This is a genomic window from Blastococcus sp. TF02A-35, from assembly GCF_004571075.1.
Taxonomy (GTDB): domain Bacteria; phylum Actinomycetota; class Actinomycetes; order Mycobacteriales; family Geodermatophilaceae; genus Blastococcus.
This window is the reverse complement of the sequence record NZ_SPQP01000011.1, coordinates 11,965-33,353: the sequence shown is the minus strand read 5'-3', so window position 1 is coordinate 33,353 and position 21,389 is coordinate 11,965. Positions and strand designations below refer to the sequence as shown.

At 70.2% G+C, this 21,389-nt stretch carries 21 protein-coding genes and 2 pseudogenes; 17 read left to right on the top strand and 6 right to left on the bottom strand.

Features of this window, described 5'->3' with window-relative positions; translation table 11 throughout:
- The first annotated feature begins 5 nt into the window (after nt 1–5).
- On the top strand, nt 6–395 hold the full coding sequence (locus E4P43_RS07560) for a hypothetical protein (RefSeq protein WP_135144830.1): 390 nt from the start codon (nt 6–8) through the stop codon (nt 393–395).
- A gap of 223 nt (nt 396–618) precedes the next feature.
- On the opposite strand, the gene E4P43_RS07555 is transcribed toward E4P43_RS07560, so the two are convergent.
- The 3 genes from E4P43_RS07555 to E4P43_RS07545 form a co-directional block, all read right to left on the bottom strand.
- Nucleotides 619–816, bottom strand: coding sequence for a hypothetical protein (locus tag E4P43_RS07555; RefSeq protein WP_135144829.1), 198 nt, complete (start codon nt 814–816; stop codon nt 619–621).
- Nucleotides 817–1,126: 310 nt separating this feature from the next.
- Nucleotides 1,127–1,606 carry a GNAT family N-acetyltransferase gene (locus tag E4P43_RS07550; protein WP_135144827.1) on the bottom strand — a complete coding sequence of 160 codons (480 nt, stop codon included), beginning with the start codon at nt 1,604–1,606 and terminating at the stop codon, nt 1,127–1,129.
- Nucleotides 1,607–2,040: 434 nt separating this feature from the next.
- Nucleotides 2,041–3,207 (bottom strand): DUF6880 family protein, encoded by a 1,167-nt coding sequence (locus E4P43_RS07545; RefSeq protein WP_348522179.1) that lies wholly within the window; start codon nt 3,205–3,207, stop codon nt 2,041–2,043.
- A gap of 512 nt (nt 3,208–3,719) precedes the next feature.
- On the opposite strand from E4P43_RS07545, the gene E4P43_RS07540 reads away from it, so the two are divergent.
- The gene (locus E4P43_RS07540) at nt 3,720–4,676 is read left to right on the top strand and encodes a hypothetical protein (RefSeq protein ID WP_135144826.1); all 957 of its coding nucleotides are present in this window, start codon (nt 3,720–3,722) and stop codon (nt 4,674–4,676) included.
- Between the two features lie 107 nt (nt 4,677–4,783).
- Here the strand turns inward: E4P43_RS07540 and E4P43_RS07535 are convergent, their stop codons facing one another.
- Nucleotides 4,784–5,422 (bottom strand): peptidase, encoded by a 639-nt coding sequence (locus E4P43_RS07535; RefSeq protein WP_135144824.1) that lies wholly within the window; start codon nt 5,420–5,422, stop codon nt 4,784–4,786.
- Between the two features lie 213 nt (nt 5,423–5,635).
- Between E4P43_RS07535 and E4P43_RS07530 the strand changes: the two genes are divergently transcribed.
- The 12 genes from E4P43_RS07530 to E4P43_RS20800 all read left to right on the top strand — a co-directional run bounded on the left by E4P43_RS07530 (nt 5,636) and on the right by E4P43_RS20800 (nt 16,995).
- Nucleotides 5,636–6,304 (top strand): hypothetical protein, encoded by a 669-nt coding sequence (locus tag E4P43_RS07530; protein ID WP_245158992.1) that lies wholly within the window; start codon nt 5,636–5,638, stop codon nt 6,302–6,304.
- Complete coding sequence (locus E4P43_RS07525) at nt 6,292–7,248, top strand: hypothetical protein (RefSeq protein ID WP_135144822.1); 957 nt, start codon at nt 6,292–6,294, stop codon at nt 7,246–7,248. Before E4P43_RS07530 ends, E4P43_RS07525 begins: the two co-directional genes overlap by 13 nt.
- 134 nt (nt 7,249–7,382) lie before the next feature.
- Nucleotides 7,383–7,859: an SAF domain-containing protein gene (locus E4P43_RS07520; protein WP_245158991.1), complete on the top strand. Its 477-nt coding sequence runs from the start codon at nt 7,383–7,385 to the stop codon at nt 7,857–7,859.
- A 105-nt stretch (nt 7,860–7,964) separates the two neighbouring features.
- Nucleotides 7,965–8,747 carry a hypothetical protein gene (locus E4P43_RS07515; RefSeq protein WP_135144821.1) on the top strand — a complete coding sequence of 261 codons (783 nt, stop codon included), beginning with the start codon at nt 7,965–7,967 and terminating at the stop codon, nt 8,745–8,747.
- 101 nt (nt 8,748–8,848) lie between these two features.
- The gene (locus E4P43_RS07510) at nt 8,849–10,264 is read left to right on the top strand and encodes an ATPase, T2SS/T4P/T4SS family (protein WP_135144819.1); all 1,416 of its coding nucleotides are present in this window, start codon (nt 8,849–8,851) and stop codon (nt 10,262–10,264) included.
- Nucleotides 10,261–11,124, top strand: a complete 864-nt coding sequence (locus E4P43_RS07505; protein ID WP_135144818.1) for a type II secretion system F family protein — start codon at nt 10,261–10,263, stop codon at nt 11,122–11,124. Before E4P43_RS07510 ends, E4P43_RS07505 begins: the two co-directional genes overlap by 4 nt.
- On the top strand, nt 11,121–12,029 hold the full coding sequence (locus E4P43_RS07500; RefSeq protein WP_135144816.1) for a type II secretion system F family protein: 909 nt from the start codon (nt 11,121–11,123) through the stop codon (nt 12,027–12,029). Before E4P43_RS07505 ends, E4P43_RS07500 begins: the two co-directional genes overlap by 4 nt.
- A gap of 131 nt (nt 12,030–12,160) precedes the next feature.
- A complete protein-coding gene (locus tag E4P43_RS20805; RefSeq protein WP_280790942.1) occupies nt 12,161–12,289 on the top strand; it encodes a hypothetical protein in 129 nt (42 codons plus the stop codon).
- Between the two features lie 20 nt (nt 12,290–12,309).
- A complete protein-coding gene (locus E4P43_RS07490; protein WP_135144812.1) occupies nt 12,310–12,777 on the top strand; it encodes a TadE/TadG family type IV pilus assembly protein in 468 nt (155 codons plus the stop codon).
- Nucleotides 12,774–13,238, top strand: coding sequence for a pilus assembly protein TadE (locus E4P43_RS07485; protein WP_135144811.1), 465 nt, complete (start codon nt 12,774–12,776; stop codon nt 13,236–13,238). The genes E4P43_RS07490 and E4P43_RS07485 overlap by 4 nt, the downstream gene beginning before the upstream one ends.
- Nucleotides 13,235–13,663 (top strand): hypothetical protein, encoded by a 429-nt coding sequence (locus tag E4P43_RS07480; protein WP_245158990.1) that lies wholly within the window; start codon nt 13,235–13,237, stop codon nt 13,661–13,663. Before E4P43_RS07485 ends, E4P43_RS07480 begins: the two co-directional genes overlap by 4 nt.
- The gene (locus E4P43_RS20800; protein WP_135144809.1) at nt 13,660–16,995 is read left to right on the top strand and encodes a LysM peptidoglycan-binding domain-containing protein; all 3,336 of its coding nucleotides are present in this window, start codon (nt 13,660–13,662) and stop codon (nt 16,993–16,995) included. The genes E4P43_RS07480 and E4P43_RS20800 overlap by 4 nt, the downstream gene beginning before the upstream one ends.
- A 409-nt stretch (nt 16,996–17,404) precedes the next feature.
- Here E4P43_RS20800 and E4P43_RS20930 read toward each other — a convergent pair.
- Nucleotides 17,405–17,542 (bottom strand): annotated as a pseudogene (locus E4P43_RS20930) (PEP/pyruvate-binding domain-containing protein); the annotation flags it as partial.
- 10 nt (nt 17,543–17,552) lie between these two features.
- Nucleotides 17,553–17,840 (bottom strand): annotated as a pseudogene (locus E4P43_RS07465) (ATP-dependent Clp protease proteolytic subunit); the annotation flags it as partial.
- Between the two features lie 175 nt (nt 17,841–18,015).
- On the opposite strand from E4P43_RS07465, the gene E4P43_RS07460 reads away from it, so the two are divergent.
- The 3 genes from E4P43_RS07460 (at nt 18,016) to E4P43_RS07450 (ending at nt 21,368) form a co-directional block, all read left to right on the top strand.
- Entirely contained in the window at nt 18,016–19,698 is a 1,683-nt protein-coding gene (locus E4P43_RS07460; RefSeq protein ID WP_135144805.1) for a DNA polymerase III subunit gamma and tau, read from the top strand.
- Between the two features lie 696 nt (nt 19,699–20,394).
- Nucleotides 20,395–20,646: a PqqD family protein gene (locus E4P43_RS07455; protein ID WP_167759108.1), complete on the top strand. Its 252-nt coding sequence runs from the start codon at nt 20,395–20,397 to the stop codon at nt 20,644–20,646.
- A 185-nt stretch (nt 20,647–20,831) separates the two neighbouring features.
- A complete protein-coding gene (locus tag E4P43_RS07450; RefSeq protein WP_135144801.1) occupies nt 20,832–21,368 on the top strand; it encodes a CPBP family intramembrane glutamic endopeptidase in 537 nt (178 codons plus the stop codon).
- Nucleotides 21,369–21,389 lie beyond the last annotated feature (21 nt).

The following is a 21,389-nucleotide window of genomic DNA, read 5'->3' as shown; positions in this document are numbered from 1 at the left end:
TCGTCATGCCACCGGTCGCGTCGCCACCGGTCCCCTCACGCACGTGGGCGCAGCGTCACGGCCGGGTCCTGCGGCTGGTGATTCTTGCGGTTGCGTTCGCGGTCGTCCTCGCTGTCCCGCTGGTCGGGTTGTCGGTCGTGGGTCTCCGGCGGGCCGACGTGATCCTCGGATCGTTCTTCCTGGCCCCCACCGCATTCGTGACGGTATTGCTGACTGCGGCCGGGCCGAACTCGAACCGATTTCGCAAGGTGTGTCGCCGGGTCTCATTAGTCTTCTGTGCGGCTTTCTGCGTGGGGGCCTACGTCATGGCCCCTGGCGTGGCGACTGCCGTCACGGTCGTGGCGTTCGCCGCCGCCGCTGCCCTCACGGTGGCCGTCGACGCGACCGTGCCCTAACGCCCGTCCCTCAAGAGCAGACGGGCCCGGGCCCGGCAGCGGCTCCGGCAGCTGATGGAGGCAGACGGTGCCCACACCGAGCAACGGGACGCCGTTCAACTGACAGCGTCTGGATGAGTCGTCGGTCCCCCCGGGATGCGGGTACCGCCGCTCTCGGTGGACGAGCACTTCCCAGCGGGCCGTCGCATCGGCCTGGCGTCGGTGCGACGGCCCGCTGATGAGCTCAACGGATGGGGGAGCTGAAGGACGAGCTGGGGTGCGGCTGGAAGACCGCGAGGGGAGGTTCACCTCCCGCGGTGGTCTGCGAGCCGGCCGGGACGTACCAAAAGCCGTCTCCGCTGGCGTTGCTGACGATGCGGCAGCCGTCGAGGAGAACGTGATCGCGCACCAGATGCTCGACCTCCTCGAAGAGGCCGGGCACGCACTGCAGCCGGACTGGGTAGGACTCGGCTGCAGGAGTGGTTGAGCTGGGCGAAGTCTCGGGAAGAGTCATCATGTCCGCGATGGTGGACCCGATGGATCGCTAGTGTCGCCTCCTTGGGAGGGGGCAGGCGGCCCCTCTCTATCTGAGGGCGCTCAGTGTGCCGCTCGCGGCCGCCCCGTGCGTCTGTAGCGAGGCCGTTGGTGCGGGCTCTTGTTCGGGTGTCATGGCAGGCGAGCTCGGTTGAACTGCTGCTGCAGCTGACAAGCCGGTCAGCGTGACCGCCAAGCCAATTGGCCAGGGTGACCCGTCAACATGCGCGGCGTCCGTTCAGCGGTAGTCCCATCAGCCAAGGCTCATGGACGCCGCCGGGGAAGTCGAGGAAAGCGAACCCATTGCGCCCGAAGAACCGGACCCGCTCCTCGCGTCCTTCCTCATCTTCGTCGGGCCACGCCACGACCACGGGAGACCCTGCTGATCTCGCCTGGGCGACGAATGCGCGAAGGAGCGCAGCGCCGATGCCATGTGAACGCAGTGCTGGTTCCACGAACATGGCGGTGACGTAGGACCCCTCATCGTCGTCGGTGAGGTGTCGGTAACGCTCGAGCAGGGACCAGTTGCCGAAGTCGTGGGTTCCCGTCAGCACGCCGACTGGTTGATCTGCAAGCCGAGCGACCCAGTGGACCATCCGGTCCGAACGGACGAAGGCGCGCGTGTCTGTCTTCCACCGGGTGAGCAAATCGAGAACGACGGCGGTGTCGTCGGTCTGCTCGACCTTCACGACGGGCATGAGCAGAAGCTTGTCATCCCCGCCAAACCGGTGGCAGCTAGCGGTAGTGACTGTCCCGCAATGGACTCAGCGTGAGCATGCAGCGCCCAGAGATGCACGGCGCATCGAGGCGGTGCGGGGAAGAGCGGCGCTGCGCACTGAGGACAGCGACTCATGCCGGAGCCCCTGGCTCGTTCAGAGGTGCCCCAGCCTGCAGAGCCACGACATGCTCATCGACCAGGCAGCCACACGGCTGAGCGAGCGGAACAACGACAGGACGCCGCACGCCACGGACGACGGCGTACTGCTCCTCCAGCCCTGTGGTCGGGCGGGTGAGCCGCATCCATCCCGCCCAGGCGGTAGATGATGGCTGTATCCGAGCATGCCTCTTGTCCCGCAGCGCCGGTGGCCCCACGCGTGTCCAAGGACGTCGGTGCGGGCTCTTGTACGGGATGTTATGGCAGGTGGGCTCGGTCGAACTCCTGCTGCAGGCGTGGCCTGCGGCGGTGGTTGAGGCGGAGCTCGGCGATGAGCCGGTCGACGTGGTCGATGTGTTCCTGGTCGCCGGTGCCGGCGGCGAGGGTGCGCATCCCGGCCAGGCGCCGGGCGGCGTCGCGGTAGTGCCCGGCGTCGGCGTGGGTGAGGTCGCGCTCGACGATCCGGGCGTGGACAGGGAGTGTGGCCGGTGGGTCGATGGCCTCGTATGCGGTGGCCAGCGTTCCCCAGGTGTGGGTGTCGTCGGGGTCCAGGTCGAGGTCGTGGGCGAGCTGCCAGGCGCGTCGCGGGTTGCGCAGGGTGCCCAGCGCGAAGCTCACGGCGTTCTGCGGTTGCTGCGCGAGCCGGTTGATGACGTCCTCCTCGATGTCGCCCCAGGCCCGGCCGGCGGCGGTGGCGGCGTCGTGCAGTCGGGCTGCGGTGGAGTCGGTCGGCCATCGGTCGAACACCGAGCGACGGGCGGCGAGGATGTCGTCCGCGTCGTACCGGGGCTGCCGGTCGAGCAGGGACACCCACAGGTCGGCGCACTCCTGAGCCTGGTGGAAGGGGTCGATCCCGGCGCCCTGCCGGGCCCAGTTGGTTGCGAGGTCGACCCGGTCGATCTCGACGAGGGCGACCGCGGTGTCGTGAAACCAGCGGGCGATGCGCCGGTCGCGTGCGTGGGTGCGGATGACGGCGTCGGCGTCCCGGTCGAGGACGGCGAGCCGTTGCTCATTCCAGCTCAGCACCCAGTGCTCGTGCCGGTGGTTCGACGCGAAGCGGTCGGCCGGCGGGTCCCCGACCCGCTCCTGAATCTCGCCCAGGCGGTGGCGGTAGGCGGTGATGCCGTCGGCCCCGAGGGCCGGGGCGTAGGCAACGGGGTCGAGCTCGAAGTAGTCGACGTCGCCGTCGAACTGGAACGCGATCATCCAGTCCACCAGCCGGCCGGGCGGAGGCGACGCGGCGGCCGCTGTCCTCGGGTGCAGGGCGAGCAGCCGGCGGCATGCGTCACCGATGATCCCGCTGGAGTCGTCGGCTCGTGCGATCACCTTGATGGCGCTGGTCAGCGCCTTGTGGGTCACCGCGTGCACCTCGACCGGTTCTTCGGTCGGCATGGCTTGCTCGAGCAGGTCAACTGCTTCGTGCATCACCATGCCGTGCTGGTTCGCCGAACTCCATCGGTGCAGGTCGGCACGAGTTCGGATCAGGGGCAGCACCGCGGCGGCGAGAGATCCCACCGGCTCATCGTCCAGGGCTCGTGGAAACTCGCCAACCCCGCCGGCTGGGCACGGCCGGCGCCTGGAGCGCACTGACGCACCGCGCAACCCGAGATGTGGATGTGGATTTCTCGTCCACAGGACCGCCGCAGAAGCGTCCCGCCGTCATTACGTCGGTGCAGCTTTACGTTATGAGCGACCCTACGGAAACGGAACGACGGATCTGTCGCTTTCCCGGCTGCCAGCGGCCGGCGGCGGCATCGCATGCCGGGGCCGGCCGCCCGCCGGAGTACTGCGACGACAGCGCGCACAACCGGACTGCCGCCTGGCATGCACGCCGCCGGCTGCGAGCGGCGCAGTCCGGGCACGCGCCCGGGGTCGAGTCGCGGCCGGTGGACGCTGCGCGGCAGCGGGCCGGTGAGTTGCACGGTCAGGTCGCTGGCATGGTCGAGCACCTGGGTCAGCAGCTGCAGGGGCTGCTCGAGGAGCTACGAACCGTGGCCGATCCGGAAGTGGCCGAGCTGCAAATCGAGGCCGCGGCGAGTCAGGCGGCCGAGCGGGTGGCGACCGCCGAGGCGCGCGCCAGCCGGGCTGAGCAAGCGCAACGGCGCGCCGAGGCCGAGCGCGCCGAGGCCGACGCCGCCGCGGAGGAGGCCTCTGCGCTGAGCGAGCAGCTCGGTACCGGGCTCGAATCGGCTCGCCAGCGGCTGGCGGAGGTCCAAGCCGAACGAGACGGGGCGATCGCCGAGCTGGCCGACGCCCACGCGGCCGTGGAGGGGGAGCGGCAGAAGTCCGCTGCAGAGCTGGCCGATGTCGCACAGCGGCTGACCGTCACCGAGGCGCGGCTGGTCGAGGCGCACGGCGGCCGGGACGCCGCGACGCAACGAGCCGAGGCCGCCATGGTCGCGCAGTCCGAGGCAGAGGAACGCTTCCGCAACGCCGTCGAGCGGATCGATGCCGAGTCGAAACGCGCCGTCCGGGCCGAGGAGGCAGTGGAGTCGCTACGCCGGGACCTGGCGCTGGCCGAACGGCGAGCGGCGGACTTTCATGCGGAGGTGGGCGATCTGCGCGGGAAGCTGGCGACGATGACTACCGAGCGCGACGCCGCCGTTCGCGGCGCCGAACGCGAGAAGGCCCACGGTGAGCAGCGGATCGACGACCTGCGTGCCGGTCACGAGGAGGAACACCGCCGACTCCAGGCGGAGTTCAGCGGGCTGCGCGGCGAACTTAATGCCGCACGCGAGGAAGTCGCCGTGCAGCGCAGCAGAGCCGATCGGGCCGAAGCCCGACTCGACAGCACCCCCGTCGCACGTGAGACCCGGCGCTCCCAGCCGCCTGCCGGGCGTGGAAGGCGTCGAGGCGAGAGCACGACCCGGGGAATCGACGAGACCGGCGGCTGATGTCCAAGAGGCTTGACCGGGCCCACCGGACTGGCTCATGGGAGCGGCGCCCTGCCGGTGTGCCGTAGATCCTGCTTCCGAAGATCGGCCGCGGGCTTCCGATCGTGTCAGGCAGCGGCCGCGAGCAAGAAGCCCACCGTGAGAGCAGGGCCGTAGGGGATCGTGGTTCGACGGTCGCCACCACGCATCACGGTCACGACGGCTTGGGTCACGGTGATCAAGGTGAACGCGGCGAAGGCCAGCAGGAGGCCGCGATGTGTGGCATGACCGAGGCCCAGTCCGCCGAGCGTCGCCAGGCGGACGTCACCGAATCCCGCTCCGGCGAATCGCCAGCACAAGAGCAACGTCAGCCCCGACGCCATCGCGGCGACCCCGCTGAGCGCCAGTCCCGGCCAGTCGCCGTGCACGGCCAGTGCCACCGTCAGCAGAGCGCAGGTCAGGACGCCGGCCTGCCGAACGAGTGCCGTCGGGACGCGCTGGGTGACCGCGTCGCAGCACGCCGCCGCGACGAGCGCACATCCCCAAATCAGCAGGACCGGCGCGAGCTCCCAGATCCCCGTCCGCTGTGTCGTCGCCACCGCCGCCGCCCCGGCCGCGATCCCGCCGAGAACCCCCGCCAGACCCACACCCCTGCTCATGGCGTCCCGTCGTGCAAGCTGTGCGAGCCCACGGGCCAGCAGCACGGGTGTGGCTGCCGCCCCGGTGACAACGGCTGCGACCACCACGCCCAGCCACAGAGTGTCCATGCGCGCCAGGTGCCTCCTCGCCGGACCGCGACCGACTGCTCCCGCGCGCTGACACCTCGTCTGCCGAGGCGTGGGGGAGCGGGCTGCGAGTGTGCGGCGCAGAAACCTGACGGGGCCTTGCGATACACCCATCTGGGGGACGACCGGCAGAGCGATCGTGACTGTGAGTCACCCGAACGGGTGTCATGGTGCTCGACGTCACACCGTGTGAACGTGGAAGAGGAAGTCTCGATGCACGAACAGGCAGACCGTAAGCGGAGCGGAGGACGCGTGCAGGTGACGCGGACGGCGGTCACGGCAGCGGTTGCTGCCGTGCTCACGGTCTCGGGCTGCTCGTCGTCCGGCGGCGGTTCCTCGACTGCGCCGACTTCGACACCGACCTCGGGGTCGTCGTCGAGCGCCGCACCATCCACGACCGATCCGGCCGACGACGCACGAGCACAGGCCGTCGAGTTCGTCCCCACCTACATCCGGACGATCGACGACCTCTACGTGGACCCGTCGCGACCCCTCGACGACCTCTACGAGGTGGCCGTCGCGCCGGAGGCCACCAACCAGGCCACTGCCATCGGAACCTTTCGTTCGCAGGGCTACCGGCAGGTCGGGCGATCCGAGCTGGTGACGGCGACCGCCGACAGCGTCGACCTCACGACCGATCCGGCGGCCTCGCTGTCACCAAGACTCCCGACCGTCGTGGTCACCGCATGTGTCGACGTGGGTCAGGTGCAGGCGACCGACGCCTCCGGGGCCTCGGTCGTTCCCGCCGACCGCCCCAGATACCTCGTCGCACGGCTGACGGTGGTCAACCCGGACTATCCGGACGCCTCCGGATGGCGCGTCGGCGAGGCTCCGAACAGGCAGGCGCAGTCATGCGACGGGTGACGGTCGCGCTGTCCGGGGCGCTGCTCGGCCTCTGCGCCCAAGGCGTGTACTGGGGCACGGCCATGGCTGATCCGGTCGTATGCCAGCAGTACAACTCGCTCGGCATCTGCGTGGTGAAGGCCGAGTCCGCCCAGCAGCCGGGAAGTCGGCCGGTCGCAGTGGACTCCGGTAGCGGTGGTGGGAGTCAGGAGGCTCCTTGCACCCTGAACACCACCGGCGCTCCCATCCCCTGCCAGGACGGCCCGTCGTGGTGGGTCCAGAGCGTGCAGTGCTACGCGCAGCCGATGCTCGAGCCACCTCCCATGGACTCGCCGGTGTGGGGCGGTCACACCGACGGCGCCATCTACTCGTGCAGCTTCTACACCGACGGTGGGGCCTTCCCGGGCACGAATGGGTTCACGTTCTGGTCGGCCACCGCTCCGGCCGGCCCCGCAGCCGTCGACCCCGCGGCGGTCGCCGAGCAGGCGCTGCGCACCCTGACCATCCCCGGCCCGACGACCGGTCGCTATCCGGCCGGGACCCTGCGGGACGGGCGGCCCTTCACCGTTGTCAACGCCTACACGTGGTTCTGGACCGACCCCGCATCGTTCCGGGAGTTGACCGCGCGGGCGGACGCCGGCGGTGTCTGGGCCGAGGTGACGGTGACGCCGACCGCCTTGAGCTTCACACCCGGCGACGGGACTGGGGCTGTCTCGTGTCCTGGCCCCGGGGTGGCCTGGCAGCGCGGCGACGGTGTCTGGGCGCCGTCTCCGACAGGCTGCCAGTACCGGTATCCGCATTCGTCGATCCACCAGCCCAATGAGCAGGTGACGGCGACCTACGGCATCAGTTGGTCGGTCGCCTGGACGTCGTCGACAGGAGCGAGCGGCACTCTGCCGGACCTGACGACGACGTCGAACGCGACGTTCGCGGTTGCGGAGGTGCAGGCGGTGGTGACCGGATGACAGCACGAGTAGAGGCGACGACGTCGGCCGGGCGTTCCGCGGCTCCGGTACGTGAGGCGGCACCGCCACCGGTCCCCACGCTGCGGAGCGCCGCGGCGAGGCGGCGCACAAGCCAGAGGTCACTGGTCCTCAGCGTGCTCGTCGTCCTGCTCGGTGGCCTGATCGCCTTTGCCGCCGGCCGGATGCTGACCGCCGAGACCGAGGTGCTCGCGGTCGCCCGGGACGTGCAGGTGGGCTCGACGATCACCGCCGACGACCTGACGATCGCGAACGTCACCTCGGACCCCAACCTGTCACCCATCCCGGCGGCCCAGCAGTCCGAGGTCGTCGGGATGGTGGCGCAGGTCCCGCTGACCCGCGGCCAGCTGCTGACCCGTGCCCAGGTCGGCACGGGCACCGGACTCGCGGTCGGGGAGATGCTGGTCGCCCTGCCGCTGAAGGAAGGCCAGTTTCCCGCCCGAGGGGTGACGCCGGGGCAGCAGGTGCTGATCGTTCAGACCCCCGGTGCCGCGGGCTCCACCAGCGGGACCGACGGCATGGGCGGGACGTCCGATCGTCCGACCGAGGCGATCGTCGCCGAGGTGGGACCGGTGAACCCGCCACCCAGGTGACGGTCGTCGACGTGCGGGTCCGTGAGGCCGAGGGGCCGGCGGTCGCCCAGCTCGCCTCCACCGGCAGCCTGGCATTGATCCTGCTGCCGACGGGCCGGTGACCGGGTGCTGACCGTCGTGGCCTCCGGCAAGGCAGCCCCCGGCGTGTCCACGTGCGCGTGGGCGCTGGCCTTGTCCTGGCCTCGACCGCTGCTGCTCGCCGACTGTGATCACGCGGGCGGCGATCTGGCACCGGGGCTGCTGGCCGGACGGGTCAGCGCCGACCGGGGCCTGCTGTCCTGGTCGGCTGCCGCTCGTCGAGGGTTGCCGGCGACGGCGGCCGCCAGACTGTTCGCCGAGCACGCGACGCAGGTCCCCGAGCATCCGCAGGTGGCGCTGATCCCCGGCTTCACGACGGCCACGCAGGGGGCGTCGTTCACCTCCGAGACGTGGGAGCGGCTCGCGCTGGCACTGGCAGCGTCCACGACCGCCATCGGCCGGGACGTCGTGGTGGACGCCGGACGACTGGTCACCGACCGTGGATGTTGGCCGGTCCTGCGGACCGCTGACCAGGTGCTCCTGGTGGTGCGGCCCAGCGTGCGGTCGGTGCACGCGGCACAGGACGCCGTGCAGCGGGTGCGTCGGGAGCTCGGTGATCTGGCGAACGTGGCCGCGCTGGTGGTCGGGACCGGACCGTACTCGGCGAGGGAGGTGGTCACGGCGCTGCAACTGCCGCTCGCCGGCGTGCTGCCCTACGACCCCAGCGCGGCCGCTGCCCTCTCCGACGGCGCGGTCTCGAGCATGAAGACCCTGCGGCGGTCCGCGCTGATGCGCGCGGCGTCGTCCCTGGCCGGCGAGCTGGCTGACTCCGCCGAGGCATCCTCGATCGCTGAGGCGGCAGCCCGATGAGCCGCAAGGACACTCGGTCGCCATCCTCGACAGCACCGGAGCTCCCGCAGGTCCCGACGCGCCCGCTGCTGCCCGGCCTCGGAGCCGCCGTCCCAGGAGACGTGCACCGGGCCGAGGCCACACCGTCCGATGCCGCAGACCTCACCGAGGCCGAGTACCGCGTCGTGGGCGAGCTGCGCGACCGGGTGTCGACGCGGTTGACAGCGGAGGACAAGAACTACGCGGCCGGTCCGCGTCGGGAACTGACCAAGAAGCTGATCCGCGACGAATACGACCAGTGGCTGCTGCACGAGGCCAACCGCGGCCGTGCCGTTCCCGCGGTGTCCACCGAGGACAGGATCTTCGCCGCGGTGCTGGCCGAGCTCGACGGACTGGGGCGGTTGGCGCCGCTGCTGACTCGGGACGACGTGGAGGACATCCACTTCGAGGGTTGTGACCCGACCGTGCTGCGCACGGTGGACGGCCAGCTGGTGGCCGGACCGCCGATCGCCTCCACCGACGAGGAACTCGAGCAGCTGCTGCGGTCGATCGGGTCACGATCGGACGGCGGGCAGACCAGCCGGGAGTTCTCGTCGGCCAGCCCCATCCTCAACGTGCGTCTGAAGGGCGTCACCCAGCTGGGAGCTCGCCTGCAGGCCGCGATGGATGTGCTGCCCCGCCCGGCCGGAGTGATCCGGGTGCACCGCTTCTCCGACCCGAGCCTGGACGACCTGCACCGGCTGAACATGGTCGACTCACCGATCCGGGCCTTCCTGCGCGCGGTGATCGAGGCCGGCGTATCGCCGCTCGTGACCGGGGCACCGGGCGTCGGCAAGACGACCCTGCTGCGTGCGCTCGGCAACGCGATCCCGTGGAACAACGTGGTCATCACCGTGGAGGACGAGCGGGAGCTGGGCCTGCACCTGCCGCGGTGGGATCCCGACCAGCAGCGACTGATCAAGCGGCACGCCGTCTGCCGCCCCTTCGAGTCGCGGCTGCCCAACGCCGAGGGCAGGGGCGGATTCGACATGGGGGACGTCCTGCACCTGGCGCTCCGGGCTTCCCCCACCTGGGTGCTTGTCGGCGAGGTCCGCGGCGCCTACGTCACCTCCTTGCTGGAGGCCGCGACCAGCGGCATCGCCTCGGTGATGTGCACGATCCACTCGCCGTCGGCTGACGGCGTCTTCGACAAGGTGCTGATCAACGCGCTCAAGGCACACCCGACTCCGTCGCCGGAGCTGGTCCTGCGCTCGCTGGCCGCCCTCGGCCTGGTCGTGCACGTGCAGCGCGACCACGGCTACGCCCGGTTCGTGTCGGGCATCTACGAACTGGGTGCGATCGGCGACTCCGGCCGGCCCGACCTCAGGCCGATCTTCGCGCCGCGACCCGATGACGGCCGCGCTCGGGCCACCGGGCCGGGGATGCTCAGCGACTCGTTGGCCGAACGTCTGACCGCGGTCGGCTTCGACCTGAACTGGCTGCACCCGGATGCGTCCGACTGGCCCGCCGACCTCCGCCGGCAGGAGTGGGCGTCGTGACGGCCGGGATGCTGCTGCTCATCCTCGCCGGGCTGATGGTCTCCGGCGGTCTGGTCGCCGCGGTCGCAGCGGTCCGTGGGGTCGGCCTGTCCACTGGTTCGCTGTCCGTACGCCGTCCCCGCCGACGGCGGATCACGCCACTGCACTTCGGCGCAGCGGCAACCGGGGTGCTCGCGCTGCTGATCACCGGCTGGCCGGTCGCCGCGCTGGCCGCCGTCGCCGGCGTCGTGTTCATCCCCAAGGTGCTCGGCGGCGGCAAGGCCGCCAAGCGGGTGATCGCCTCTTCCGAGGCGCTGGCGGACTGGACACGGCGGCTGGCGGACCTGATCAGCTCGGGCGCTGCCGGTTCGACCCGGGATGCGCTGCGCCGCTCGCTGAGTTCGGCGCCGGAGGCGATCGCGCCGGCGGTCACCAACCTGGTGACCCGGATGGGGCCGCAGGGCGTGGAGCCCGCGCTGCGGCAGTTCGCCCGCGAGGTCGACGACCCGGCCGCCGACAAGATCGCCATGGTGCTCATCTTGCGGGAGCGGAACGGCGGGCCAGGGCTGGCCGAGGTGCTCACCGCGCTGGCCGCGGACCTCGACGACCGCTCGCGGATGGTTCGCGAGGTGGAGGCCGAGCGCGCCAAGCCACGGGCGAACATGCGCACCATCGTGGTGGTCACCCTGGTCCTGGTCGTCGCGATGACGCTGTTCGCCCACACCTTCCTGTCGGGCTACTCCACGCCTCTCGGACAGGTGGCGTTGCTCCTGGTCATCGTGCTTTTCGGGACGGCGCTGCGGTGGATGCGCCGCCTGTCCGACCCGCCGCGGCCGCCGCGTGTGCTCGTCGACCCCGACCTGGTCACGGTGGACCGGTGACCGGGCTGCAGACGGCCACCCTGGCCGGCATGGTGGTGGCGCTCGGTCTCGTCCTCGCGGCTCGGGCGCTGCGTCCCGCGCCGCCGTCGCTGACCGCGGCGCTCGAGCAGCTCTCGGCCAGCCCGACCGCGGGAGCCCTGCCCCCGCCGGGATCGACGTCGAACCCGGCGGGAGACCGGTGGACCTGGCTGCCGTCGCCGATGGTCCGCGTGGTCGAGGGACGCCTCGGCGTCTCCGACGCCGACCTGGCCATGCTCGGCCAGACCCGCAGTGAGCTTGCCGCGCGCAAGCTGACCCTCGCCCTCGCCGGGTTGCTCGCCCCGGCGGTGCTCGGCCTCGTCGCCGTGCTGGTCGACATGCCGGTGCCGTTCGTCGTGCCCGGCGCCGTCGGGCTGGGGTTGGCTGCGGTCGGATGGCTGCTCCCGTCGGCCGAGGCCCGGGAGGCGGCGGGGAAGGCGCGGGCGGAGTTCCGCAGCAACCTCGAGTCCTTCCTCACCTTGGTGGCCGGCGAGCGCCGGGCGCGAGGCTCGGTGGAGCAGGCCCTCGAGGAGGCCGCGGAGATCTCGGGCAGCCTGCCGTTCGTCCGCATGCGGCGCGCGATCCGGCGCGCCGCGCTGTCCGGTCGCAAGCCCTGGAGCGACCTGCGCGACCTCGGTGATGAGCTCGCGGTTCCCGAGCTGCGCAGCCTGGCCGACATCGCGGCGGTGGCCGCCGACGGGGCGTCGGTCTACAACACCTTGCTGGCCAGCGCTCGCACCCTCCGGCACGCCGAACTGTCCGATGCCCGCAGCCAGGCCAACGAGGTCAGCGAGCGGATGTCTCGCCCGCTGGCGCTGCTCGTCACCGGACTGACCTTGTTCGTCCTGGTCCCGTTCCTGCTCCGCATGTTCGCCGTCAGCACCTGACCACATCACCAACGGGAGATCCCATGTTCCAGCTCACCACCCGTCGCCATGGCCCTCGTGTAGTTCTGGCTCTCCGGGCGGCGGTGCACGCCGCAGTCCTGACAGCGTTTGCGTGGCTGCGCGCCGCGCACGTGAGCGACGACCGCGGCTCGGACTCTTCCGAGAAGGCCTTCATGGTCATCCTGGCCATCGCGCTCGGCGGCGCGGTCACCGTCGCCGCGGTGGCGTTCGTGGCCAGCAAGACGGCGCTGTTCCAGTAGCGAGACGCACCAGCAGCGCCATGCCTGAATCCCGTGCCCGGAGACGCCCCGCGGTACCGCCGTGCGATGTGGTGGTGCGTCCAGGCAGGCCGAGCCGGGGTGGCGGAAGCGATCGAGGTTCGTCGAGCGTCGAGTTCGCGATCCTGTTTCCGATCATCGTCACCCTGCTGCTCGCCGGGCCGCAGCTGGCGATGTGGTACTTCGCCCGCGAAGCCGCCGACGCCGCCGCGCACGCCGGGGCGCGGGCAGCCAGCGTCAGCGGCGCGGCCGGGGGAGCGGGACAGGAAGCGGCCGACCAATACTTGGCCCGACTCGGCACCGGCACCATCACCCGCTACTCGGTGGAGGAACAGGACACCGCCACCACGGTCACCGTCCATGTCACCGCTGAAGTGCCCAACGTGATCCCGCTGCCCGGCTTCGCCCCGACCGTCGACGTCACAGTGACGCGCGGCAAGGAGCGCTTCACCACGCCGAACTCGCCATGAACCGTCGCCTGCAGCCGGTCACCGCTCCGACCGGCCCGCCGCGGAGAGACGACCGCGGCTCCGAGTCCGTCGAGCTGGCCATCCTGCTGCCGGTCGGAATCCTGATCCTCGCGATGCTGGTGATCGGAGCCCGGATCGCACTGGCCGGCGACCGCGTCAGCGGCGTCGCCGGCATCGCCGCCCGAGACGCCTCGCTCGCCCGCTCAGCCAGCGCCGCTCAACAGGTCGCCACGGCCAGCGCCACCGACGCGCTGGTCGACCGGGACCTGCACTGTGCCGACGTCCAGGTGAGGGTCGACACCACCGGGTTCGACAGTGCCCCAGGCGTTCCAGCCTCGGTCACCGTGACCGTGGCATGCACCGTCGACCTGTCCGACATCGGGGTGGCCGGACTGCCCGGCTCGCGCACCCTGCGTGACACCGCCACCAGCCCGCTCGACCCCGCCCGGGACCTGTCGTGACCTGCCCGGGGCGGACCGACGCCCGAGTCCGCGACGACGAGCGCGGATCGGTGGCGGTCCTCTTCTGCTTCATCGTCCTCATCGCCAGCGTCCTGGTGACCGGCCTCGTGGACGCCGGCACGGCGATCCAGGCGGCCAACCGGGCCGACACCTACTCCGCCGAGGCGGCTCGGGCGGCCAGCATCGCGGTCGGCCCGGTCCCCACCGGAGGCAGCGCGGACGCCACGTTGGCCGTGACCGCCGCCCGCGGCTACCTCGAGCAGGCCGGCGCGGTAGGCACGGTGAACGTCCTCGGCCCCGGCGTGGTCGAGGTCAGCGTGACCGTCACCGCCTCGACACCCCTGCTCGGAATTGCGGTCAGCCAGACCCGCACCCACACAGCGCAACTGCTGGTCGGCGTCACCCACGGGGAGGGGTTGTCGTGACTGCGCGTGCCGTCCGCCTCATCAAGGCCGTGGGTGCGCTGGCCGTGCTCATCGCGGTCGTCGTCGGCGTTCCGCTGCTCCTCGCGGCCCTGCAGCTGGTGCCGCACAGCCTGCCGTCCCTCGGCGAGGTCGTGACCTCGCTGAAAGCTCGAGACGACGGACGACTCGCCCAGATCGTCCTCGCTATGGGGGTGTGGGTGTGCTGGGCGCTGTTCACGCTGTCGACAGCGGCGGAGCTGTGGGGGCTGGTCCGCGACCGGCCGGCTCCACCGCTGCCGGGGCTGCGGATCTTCCAACGGCCGGCGGCCGCGCTCGTGGCCGCAGTCGCCGTGAGCCTGACCGTCGCCCCAAGCCTGGCCGCCGCCTCCTCGTCCGGCACCGCAGCTGCCCGTCCACCACTACCGGTCGCGACCGTGCCCGCCGTCCTGTCCGCGGCGGCGGCGGAAGGAGACGTCGGCGTCACAGCCACCCAGACGGCGTCCGCGTACTCGGCACCGGAGGATCCGGCGCCCTCGACATCGGCGTCCAAGACCTACCAGGTCCAGCGCAGAGACACGCTGTGGGCGTTGGCCGAGCGCTACCTGGGCGACCCGCTGCGCTATCCGGAGATCATTGAGCTGAACACCACCGCGGTCGGCCCGGACAACGAGATCATCCCCGGCACGGTGCTGATCCTTCCATCCGACGCTTCCGGCCTGCCGCCCGCCGGGGACAGCGCGGAGCCCACCGCGCCGACCGTGACCGAGGAGGTCACCGTCGAGCCGGGGGACACCCTGTGGAAACTCACGGAGGAGGTCACCGGGAGTGGTCAGAACTGGCCGCACGCCTGGGAGCTGAACCGCGGACGCATCCAGCCGGGCGGAGTGACCTTCACCGATCCATCGTTGATCCGGCCGGGATGGACGCTCAGCATCCCAACGCCGGTGGACAGCCCCGAGCCCGAGCCGAGCCCACCGATGCCGCCCGCACCTGCGCCTCTCCCGACGACGGAACCGGCCCCGCCGCCGTCCGGTGAAGCCCCGACGACGTCCGTGCCGGCGCCGGACACCCCGGCCTCGACGCCGACGGAAACCGCCGCGCCGGACGCCGAGTCGTCGCCTACCCAGCAGATCGAGGCCCCGGCGGACGAGAGCGCATCAGAGTTGCCGATGGTCGCCTTCGCGGGTGGTGGGCTGCTCCTGGCCGGTACCTCGCTCGCTGCGCTCCTGCGCTACCGACGACGACAGTTCCGCCACCGCAGTCCCGGCCGGGTCATCAGCAGCACTCCGCCCGAACTCCTCAGCGCCGAGCGGGCCCTGCTGATGGCGGGAAGCGCTGGCAGTGCTGACGTGAGCTGGCTGGACCAAGCGCTGCGCAGCCTGGTGCAAGCTCAAGTCGACGCCGAGGGTGCCCGGTTGCCCGACGTCGTCGCGGCGTGCACAACCGACGACGTCCTGACCCTGGTCCTTGCGAGCCCGGCGACGCCGGCACCGGAGCCATGGGCCGTGGACTCAACGGGGACCCGCTGGTCGATTCGGCGCGGCGACCCGCTGACGTACGACGAGCACCGGCGAACACGCTTCTTCGCACCGTTCCCGACGCTCGCGTCGGTGGGGCACACTGCGGCGGGAGAGCACTGGCTCGTCGACCTGGAACGCGTCGCGGCCATCTCCCTGTCCGGCGACTCTGAGCGCTGCCTGAACCTGGCGCGGTTCCTCGCCGCCGAGCTGGCGCACAACAGCTGGTCGGAGATGCTGCAGGTGACCGTGGTCGGTTTCGGCGAGGAGCTAGCCGAGATCAATCCCGACCGGCTGACCTACACCGAGGACCTCGACAAGGCGATTGCGGCGCTCACCGGGCGGCTCGAGTCGGTCACCGACGCCATGCGGGTTGCCGCCACCGACGTGCTCGCAGGCCGGTTGCACGACATCGCGGCCGACGCCTGGGCGCCGCACGTGCTGTTAATCGCCTCGGACGCGACCGAGGACGGCGACGGTCTGGCCGAGCTGGTGGCTGCGATTCGGCAGCAGCCGGCCCGAAGCGCAGTCGCGGTGGTGCTGGTTCACGACACCGATCTCGCCGACGACGTCCGCTGGCGGTTGACGATCGACGACGACGGGATTCTCCGCATCCCCGCACTTAGCCTTGAGCTGATCGCCGAACAGATCCCGGCCGAAGAGGCCGCGCAGCTGGCTCAGGTGCTGGCCCTGGCGTCTGTCACGGAGGACCGGCCCGTCCCGCCGAGCCACAGAAACGAGCCCTGGGACGCGCACGCCGACGCCTGCGGCGGCCTACGCGTCGACCCGGCAGGCACGTCGCGGCGGAAGCCACCGGACTCTGTCGCGGCTGACGGCCCGTCGCCGGGCCCGACGAAGAAGCCTGTGTCGACGACAAGCTCCGTGCTGCCGTTGCCCGCGCAGACCTACTTGGACCAGGCGGCGACGACCGAGCAGGACCTGCAGGCGCTGGCCCCGGCCACCGACGAGGACATCCGGCGCCAGGTGGAGAGCGCCGACCCCGGCCTGGACGAAGACCTGGCCGACTGGGCCGACCCGTCCTGCCCGCGACCGAAGTTGACGCTGCTCGGCCCGGTCCAGGTGCGCGCCCAGAGCTCGCTGCCGGAGCGCAATCCGCGGCGGCAGTTCTACACCGAGGTCGTCGCCTACCTGGCGACCCGCCCGGGCGGCGTGACCAGCGAGCGCTACGCCACCGCCATCTGGCCCCACGAGCCGGACATCGTCGGCAAGACGAAGGTGCGCCAGTCCATCTCGGTCGTGCGAGCCTGGCTCGGCACCGATCCGGAGACCGGCGCCGACTACCTGCCCTCCGGGCTCACCGCCGCCGCGGCCGGGCATTACCGGATCGACGGCATCCTCACCGACGCGGAACTGTTCCGCCGACTGCGAGTCCGCGGGCTGGCCCGAGGAGCTGACGGGATCGGCGACCTGTGCGCGGCTCTCGACCTGGTCACCGGTCGCCCCTTCGACCTGCCCGCGCCGCGGTACGGCGCTGCTGGGGGCTACAGCTGGTTGGTGGACGACAACGTTCGACTGGACCTTGAGTACGCAGCGATGGTCGTCGACGTGGCGCACACCGTCGCCACCCACTACCTCGCCGACGGCCAGCCGCAGCTCGCGGCGGCCGCCGCCGAGGTGGCCCTGAAGGCCAGCAGCTACGAGGACGTGCCGCTGCTCGACCTGGTCGCCGCCTGTGACGCTCAGGACAAGCGAGCCGAAGCCGACGCCTACGTCGCTCGGATCCTGGCGAATCATGACGCCGAGGTGGAGGAGGATCTGCCACCCAGAACGGCGGAGATCCTCTTCCGACGACAGTGGACCGACCGGGCGAGCTGACGCCGATCCGCCTGCCGAGACGGGGAGCCGCAACGGTGTGCTGAGCCGCGGTGCCGAAGTCCCTTCTGCTGCGTCTGAGCCGTGCGCACCCGAGGGCAAGCCGTGTGCCAGCCTTGTGCTGTGCACGAAGTGAGCGGTCAGGGGCCAGTGCCGCCGTTGCTGTCGGCGGGGGCCTCGGGATCGCCGGGCGCCGCCTTTGCCGCGTAGCTGCGGGAAGCTCTGCGGGCAGGCCACCTCGCCCATGCCCGTGATCCGATCGTCGGCGTCGGGGACGACGGTGCGTTCTCAGCTCCGACGCTACTTGGGCGCCGCTGGACGATGACCGCCATGGCCAACTCGTCGGCGGGGCGGTGCGGGACCGGTAGGCAGTCGCCCGGGGAGAGAGCAGCGACGCCCAGCAGGCGCGGACCGCTTCGGCGACGGCCGGCAGTCCGTGCACAGCGAGCGTCGTCTCGTACTGCCCCGCCGCGGACGTCTGTCTGAAGTCTTCACCGGTCGCCGAGGACCGCACCGCTACTGCATGGGCACCGAGCCGGCCGAGCGCCAGGTCCAGGGCCCTCGAGTGCCTGCTCGGGAGTGAACCAGCGGTCGCGGTCGGAGTCGCGCTCGATCTGCTCGGCCGGCTGTCCGGAGTGGTGTGACTGCAGCTCGTTGAGCTCGCGCTTGAGCTTGCGGAGCATGTCGGCCTGGATGGTGATGTCCCACTGCGTACCGCCGACGCCGGCCGAGGGCTGGTGCATCATGATCCGCGTGCGGGGCAGCGAGTACCGCTTGCCCGGGGTGCCGACGGTGAGCAGGAAGTGCCCCATCGAGGCGGCCAGGCCCATGCCGTAGGTGGCGATGTCGCAGTCAGGCTAGGCGGCGGCCGGTCGACTTCGCCCAAGCAGCCAGGGGCAATGGCCGGTGGTGGCTTTCGCGATCTCGGGACTGTCCGCCCGTGTCAAGGTCACTCGATACCGCTCGCTGTTCGACTCCGGCAAGTACGACCGATCGAGAGATGGTGACCCGTAGCCTCGCTCCATGACTCTTGCGCTCTACCGGAGGTACCGTCCGGCGACCTTCGCCGAGCTGGTCGGGCAGGAGCACGTCACCGCCCCGCTGGCGAAGGCCATTGACGGCGGCCGGATCAACCACGCCTACCTGTTCAGCGGCCCCCGTGGCTGCGGCAAGACCTCCTCGGCGCGCATCCTGGCCCGCTCGCTCAACTGCGAGGAGGGGCCCACATCCACCCCGTGCGGCGTCTGCACCTCCTGCGTCTCGCTGGCGCCCGACGGCCCCGGCTCGATCGACGTCATCGAGATCGACGCGGCCAGCCACGGCGGTGTCGACGATGCCCGCGACCTGCGCGAGCGCGCGTTTTACGCGCCGGTGAGCAGCCGCTACAAGGTCTACATCGTCGACGAGGCGCACATGGTCACCACGCAGGGCTTCAACGCCCTGCTCAAGGTGGTCGAGGAGCCGCCGGACTTCCTGGTCTTCGTCTTCGCCACCACCGAGCCGGACAAGGTGCTGCCCACCATCCGCTCGCGCACCCACCACTACCCCTTCCGCCTCATGGCTCCGGCGATCATGCGTCGACTGCTCGAGGTCATTAGCGAAGTGGAGACCGCACGAATAGAACCCAGCGTGTTCCCGCTGGTGGTGCGCGCCGGCGGCGGCTCGGCCCGCGACTCGCTCTCGATTCTCGACCAGCTGCTCGCCGGCGCCGGCCCCGAGGGCGTCACCTACAAGAGCGCCGTGAGCCTGCTCGGCGTCACCGACGACGCCCTGCTCGACGAGACCATCGACGCGCTGGCCGCGCACGACGCACCGGGTGTCTTCCGCGCCGTCGACCAAGTCGTCGAGGCCGGGCACGACCCGCGCCGGTTCGCTACCGACCTGCTCGACCGGCTGCGCGACCTGATCGTGCTCGACGCCGTCCCCGACGCCAGCGGCAACGACCTGCTCGACTGCCCGCCCGACCGGCTGGACCTGATGAACCAGCAGGCCGCCGCGCTCGGCTCGGCGACGCTCTCCCGGATGGCCGATACGGTGCACGAGGGCCTCACCGAGATGCGCGGGACGACGGCCCCCCGGCTGCTGCTCGAGCTGGTTTGCGCCCGCATGTTACTGCCCGTCGACAACTACTCGGCCGACACGGTGGTGGGCCGACTGGAACGGCTAGAGCGGCGTCTTCAGATGGCCGACTCACGACCTGAACATGTCGACCCGCACAAGAGGTCGCGGACACCTGTCGCTCCGTCCCCTACAACAGCACCGTCGCATTTAAGCTCGACGGAAGCCACACGGCTCATTGCACTTACTGCTGCAACGCCCCTGACGACCACTGAGAAGGCGGAACCGGACCGCCCGCCCACTCGGCCACTCGTGCCGCTGGCGAACGACAGAAGAGCCGTACCTCCGGAGGAGCGCCACAAGCCCTTGTTTGAGCGTGCGACGCCACCCGTCGAAGTTCCGCGCTGGCCAGAGCTCCTGAGCGCAGTTCGACAGGGCAGCCGCACGGCAGAGGCGCTACTCCGGCAAGCAAGAGCCACGCAAGCCTCGAACGGTGTCCTCAAACTTACGGTGACTTCAGCGGCTTTGGCCCTAAGGCTGAATGATGAGATCCACAAAGGCATCCTGCACCACGTAGCGCGACAGATTCTCGGTGATCCTTTGGAAATTCAGGTGATTGTCGCGCCAGTCGGCGGAGCGCCTTACTAATCGATTGGCGGTGGGCCCCGCAGTAAGGTCCCACTCGTCGAGGCGGGTTAAGCGAACCAGCGCATTGCGCAGTCGACGAGGCGTCGCCGATTAGGAGCCGCCTCGTGCTCTCGGAAGGCAGCCCTGGCTCAAGCTAGGGGATCCTCGTGGCTGGATAGTGCTCCAGGCACGCCCTCGCCCTAGATGATGCAGCCTAGACATGGAGGCCCCGCCATCGATTCGCTGCTGTCGACTTGCGTAGCGCCCTGAGCACTGGTACGCGACCATAAGCGAATCCTGGGCGGACCGCTACTTAACACACCTGCCTCTCGTCCACCAGAGAGCGACAGAAAAAACTTGCCGTCGAACTACGGCAAGTCGCGCTTGATAGGGCTCTGCGCAGAACCTATGGCAACCGCTCCAACTTCCGCGTCGACGTGCTTGACCCTCGATCCGGTAAGGGGATAGAACGTAACCGCCAACACTTCGACCGCCGGTTCGCCCGGCGGTCCCTAGGTGTCGGCGTTCCGCGGCCGACGAGCCGCACAAGCCCTACATGTTGAGAGGGGGAAAACCATGAAGGAGTACAAGAAGCCCACCGTTCGCAAGGTGAGCATCGGTAAGGCCATGAACGTGGCCTGATGGTGCGGGTGGGGGCGGGTGCTAATCCGCCCCCGCCCGTGCATCGTTGAAGTTTGATAGCGACTGGAGAAAGAAGTGGAAAAGCCAGAAAAGGCCTTTGATGCCCGTGTGAGCGCACAAGGCGATACGCTCCTGCTTGTGCGCCGCGGCGAGGCCTACGAATTGGACGCAGTGGCGGGGCTGATCTGGCGCCACTGTGACGGCACTAAGACTGTTGAAGACATTGCAACGGTCATTGCCGCTGAGTATGACGTCAGCCTTGACGACGCAAAGGCAGACGCTCGCGAACTGGTTGCCCAGCTCGCGAGAATGGGCCTGGTGGAGTGAGCCGTCGTCAATCCCGGCGGGCGTGGCTCACGGGGGGAGTCAGCGTTGCGCTCGCCCTCACGATCGTCCTCCTTCGGAGTTATCCAGCGATTGTCGCGATAGCTGCCTTCGGCCTCGTGGCGGTGAGTTCGCGGTCTAGTCTCCCCTGGGCCGACCGCCTTCCTTTTGGCAGCCTGATCCGTCGGTTGACGCGCAGTCTCGTATTCTTCGCGCCGCTGCTCACGTTCGGGATTCCTGAACTGCATGTATCAGGTCTCGCTTTGCTGGCAGCCATTGGACCGACGGTCCTGGCCATGGCTTTCGGCTGGGCTAACATCCGCCTGGGCCTCAGTTCCCGAATGGTTGAGATGCTCGGCCCGCTAGGTTCGATGGATCGCGCCCGAGACCTCATCTACTTCTTCTCCGGGGGCGCTGCTCAGGAGTACTTGTACCGCTGGGTCGTCTTCGTTGCGTTTACGCCCCTGCTCGACTGGGTGGTTATTCCGCTGAGCGTCCTGCTCTTCGTCGGTGAACACGTGTTGCATGCGGTCGCCAGAAGCACATGGGACGCTCGCGATGTAGTGGTGCACGCCGTATTGGGAACGGTTTACGCGGCGGTCATGTACCTCACCGGTAGTTGGCTAGCGGTAGCGATAGCCCATACCGTCTACAACCTTCCAAACGTCGTTCAGACGCTGCTCCGACCCTCCATCCCTAAAAGGCAGCCCGTCCCAGTTGCATGACGGGCCGGCAGTCGACTTGTA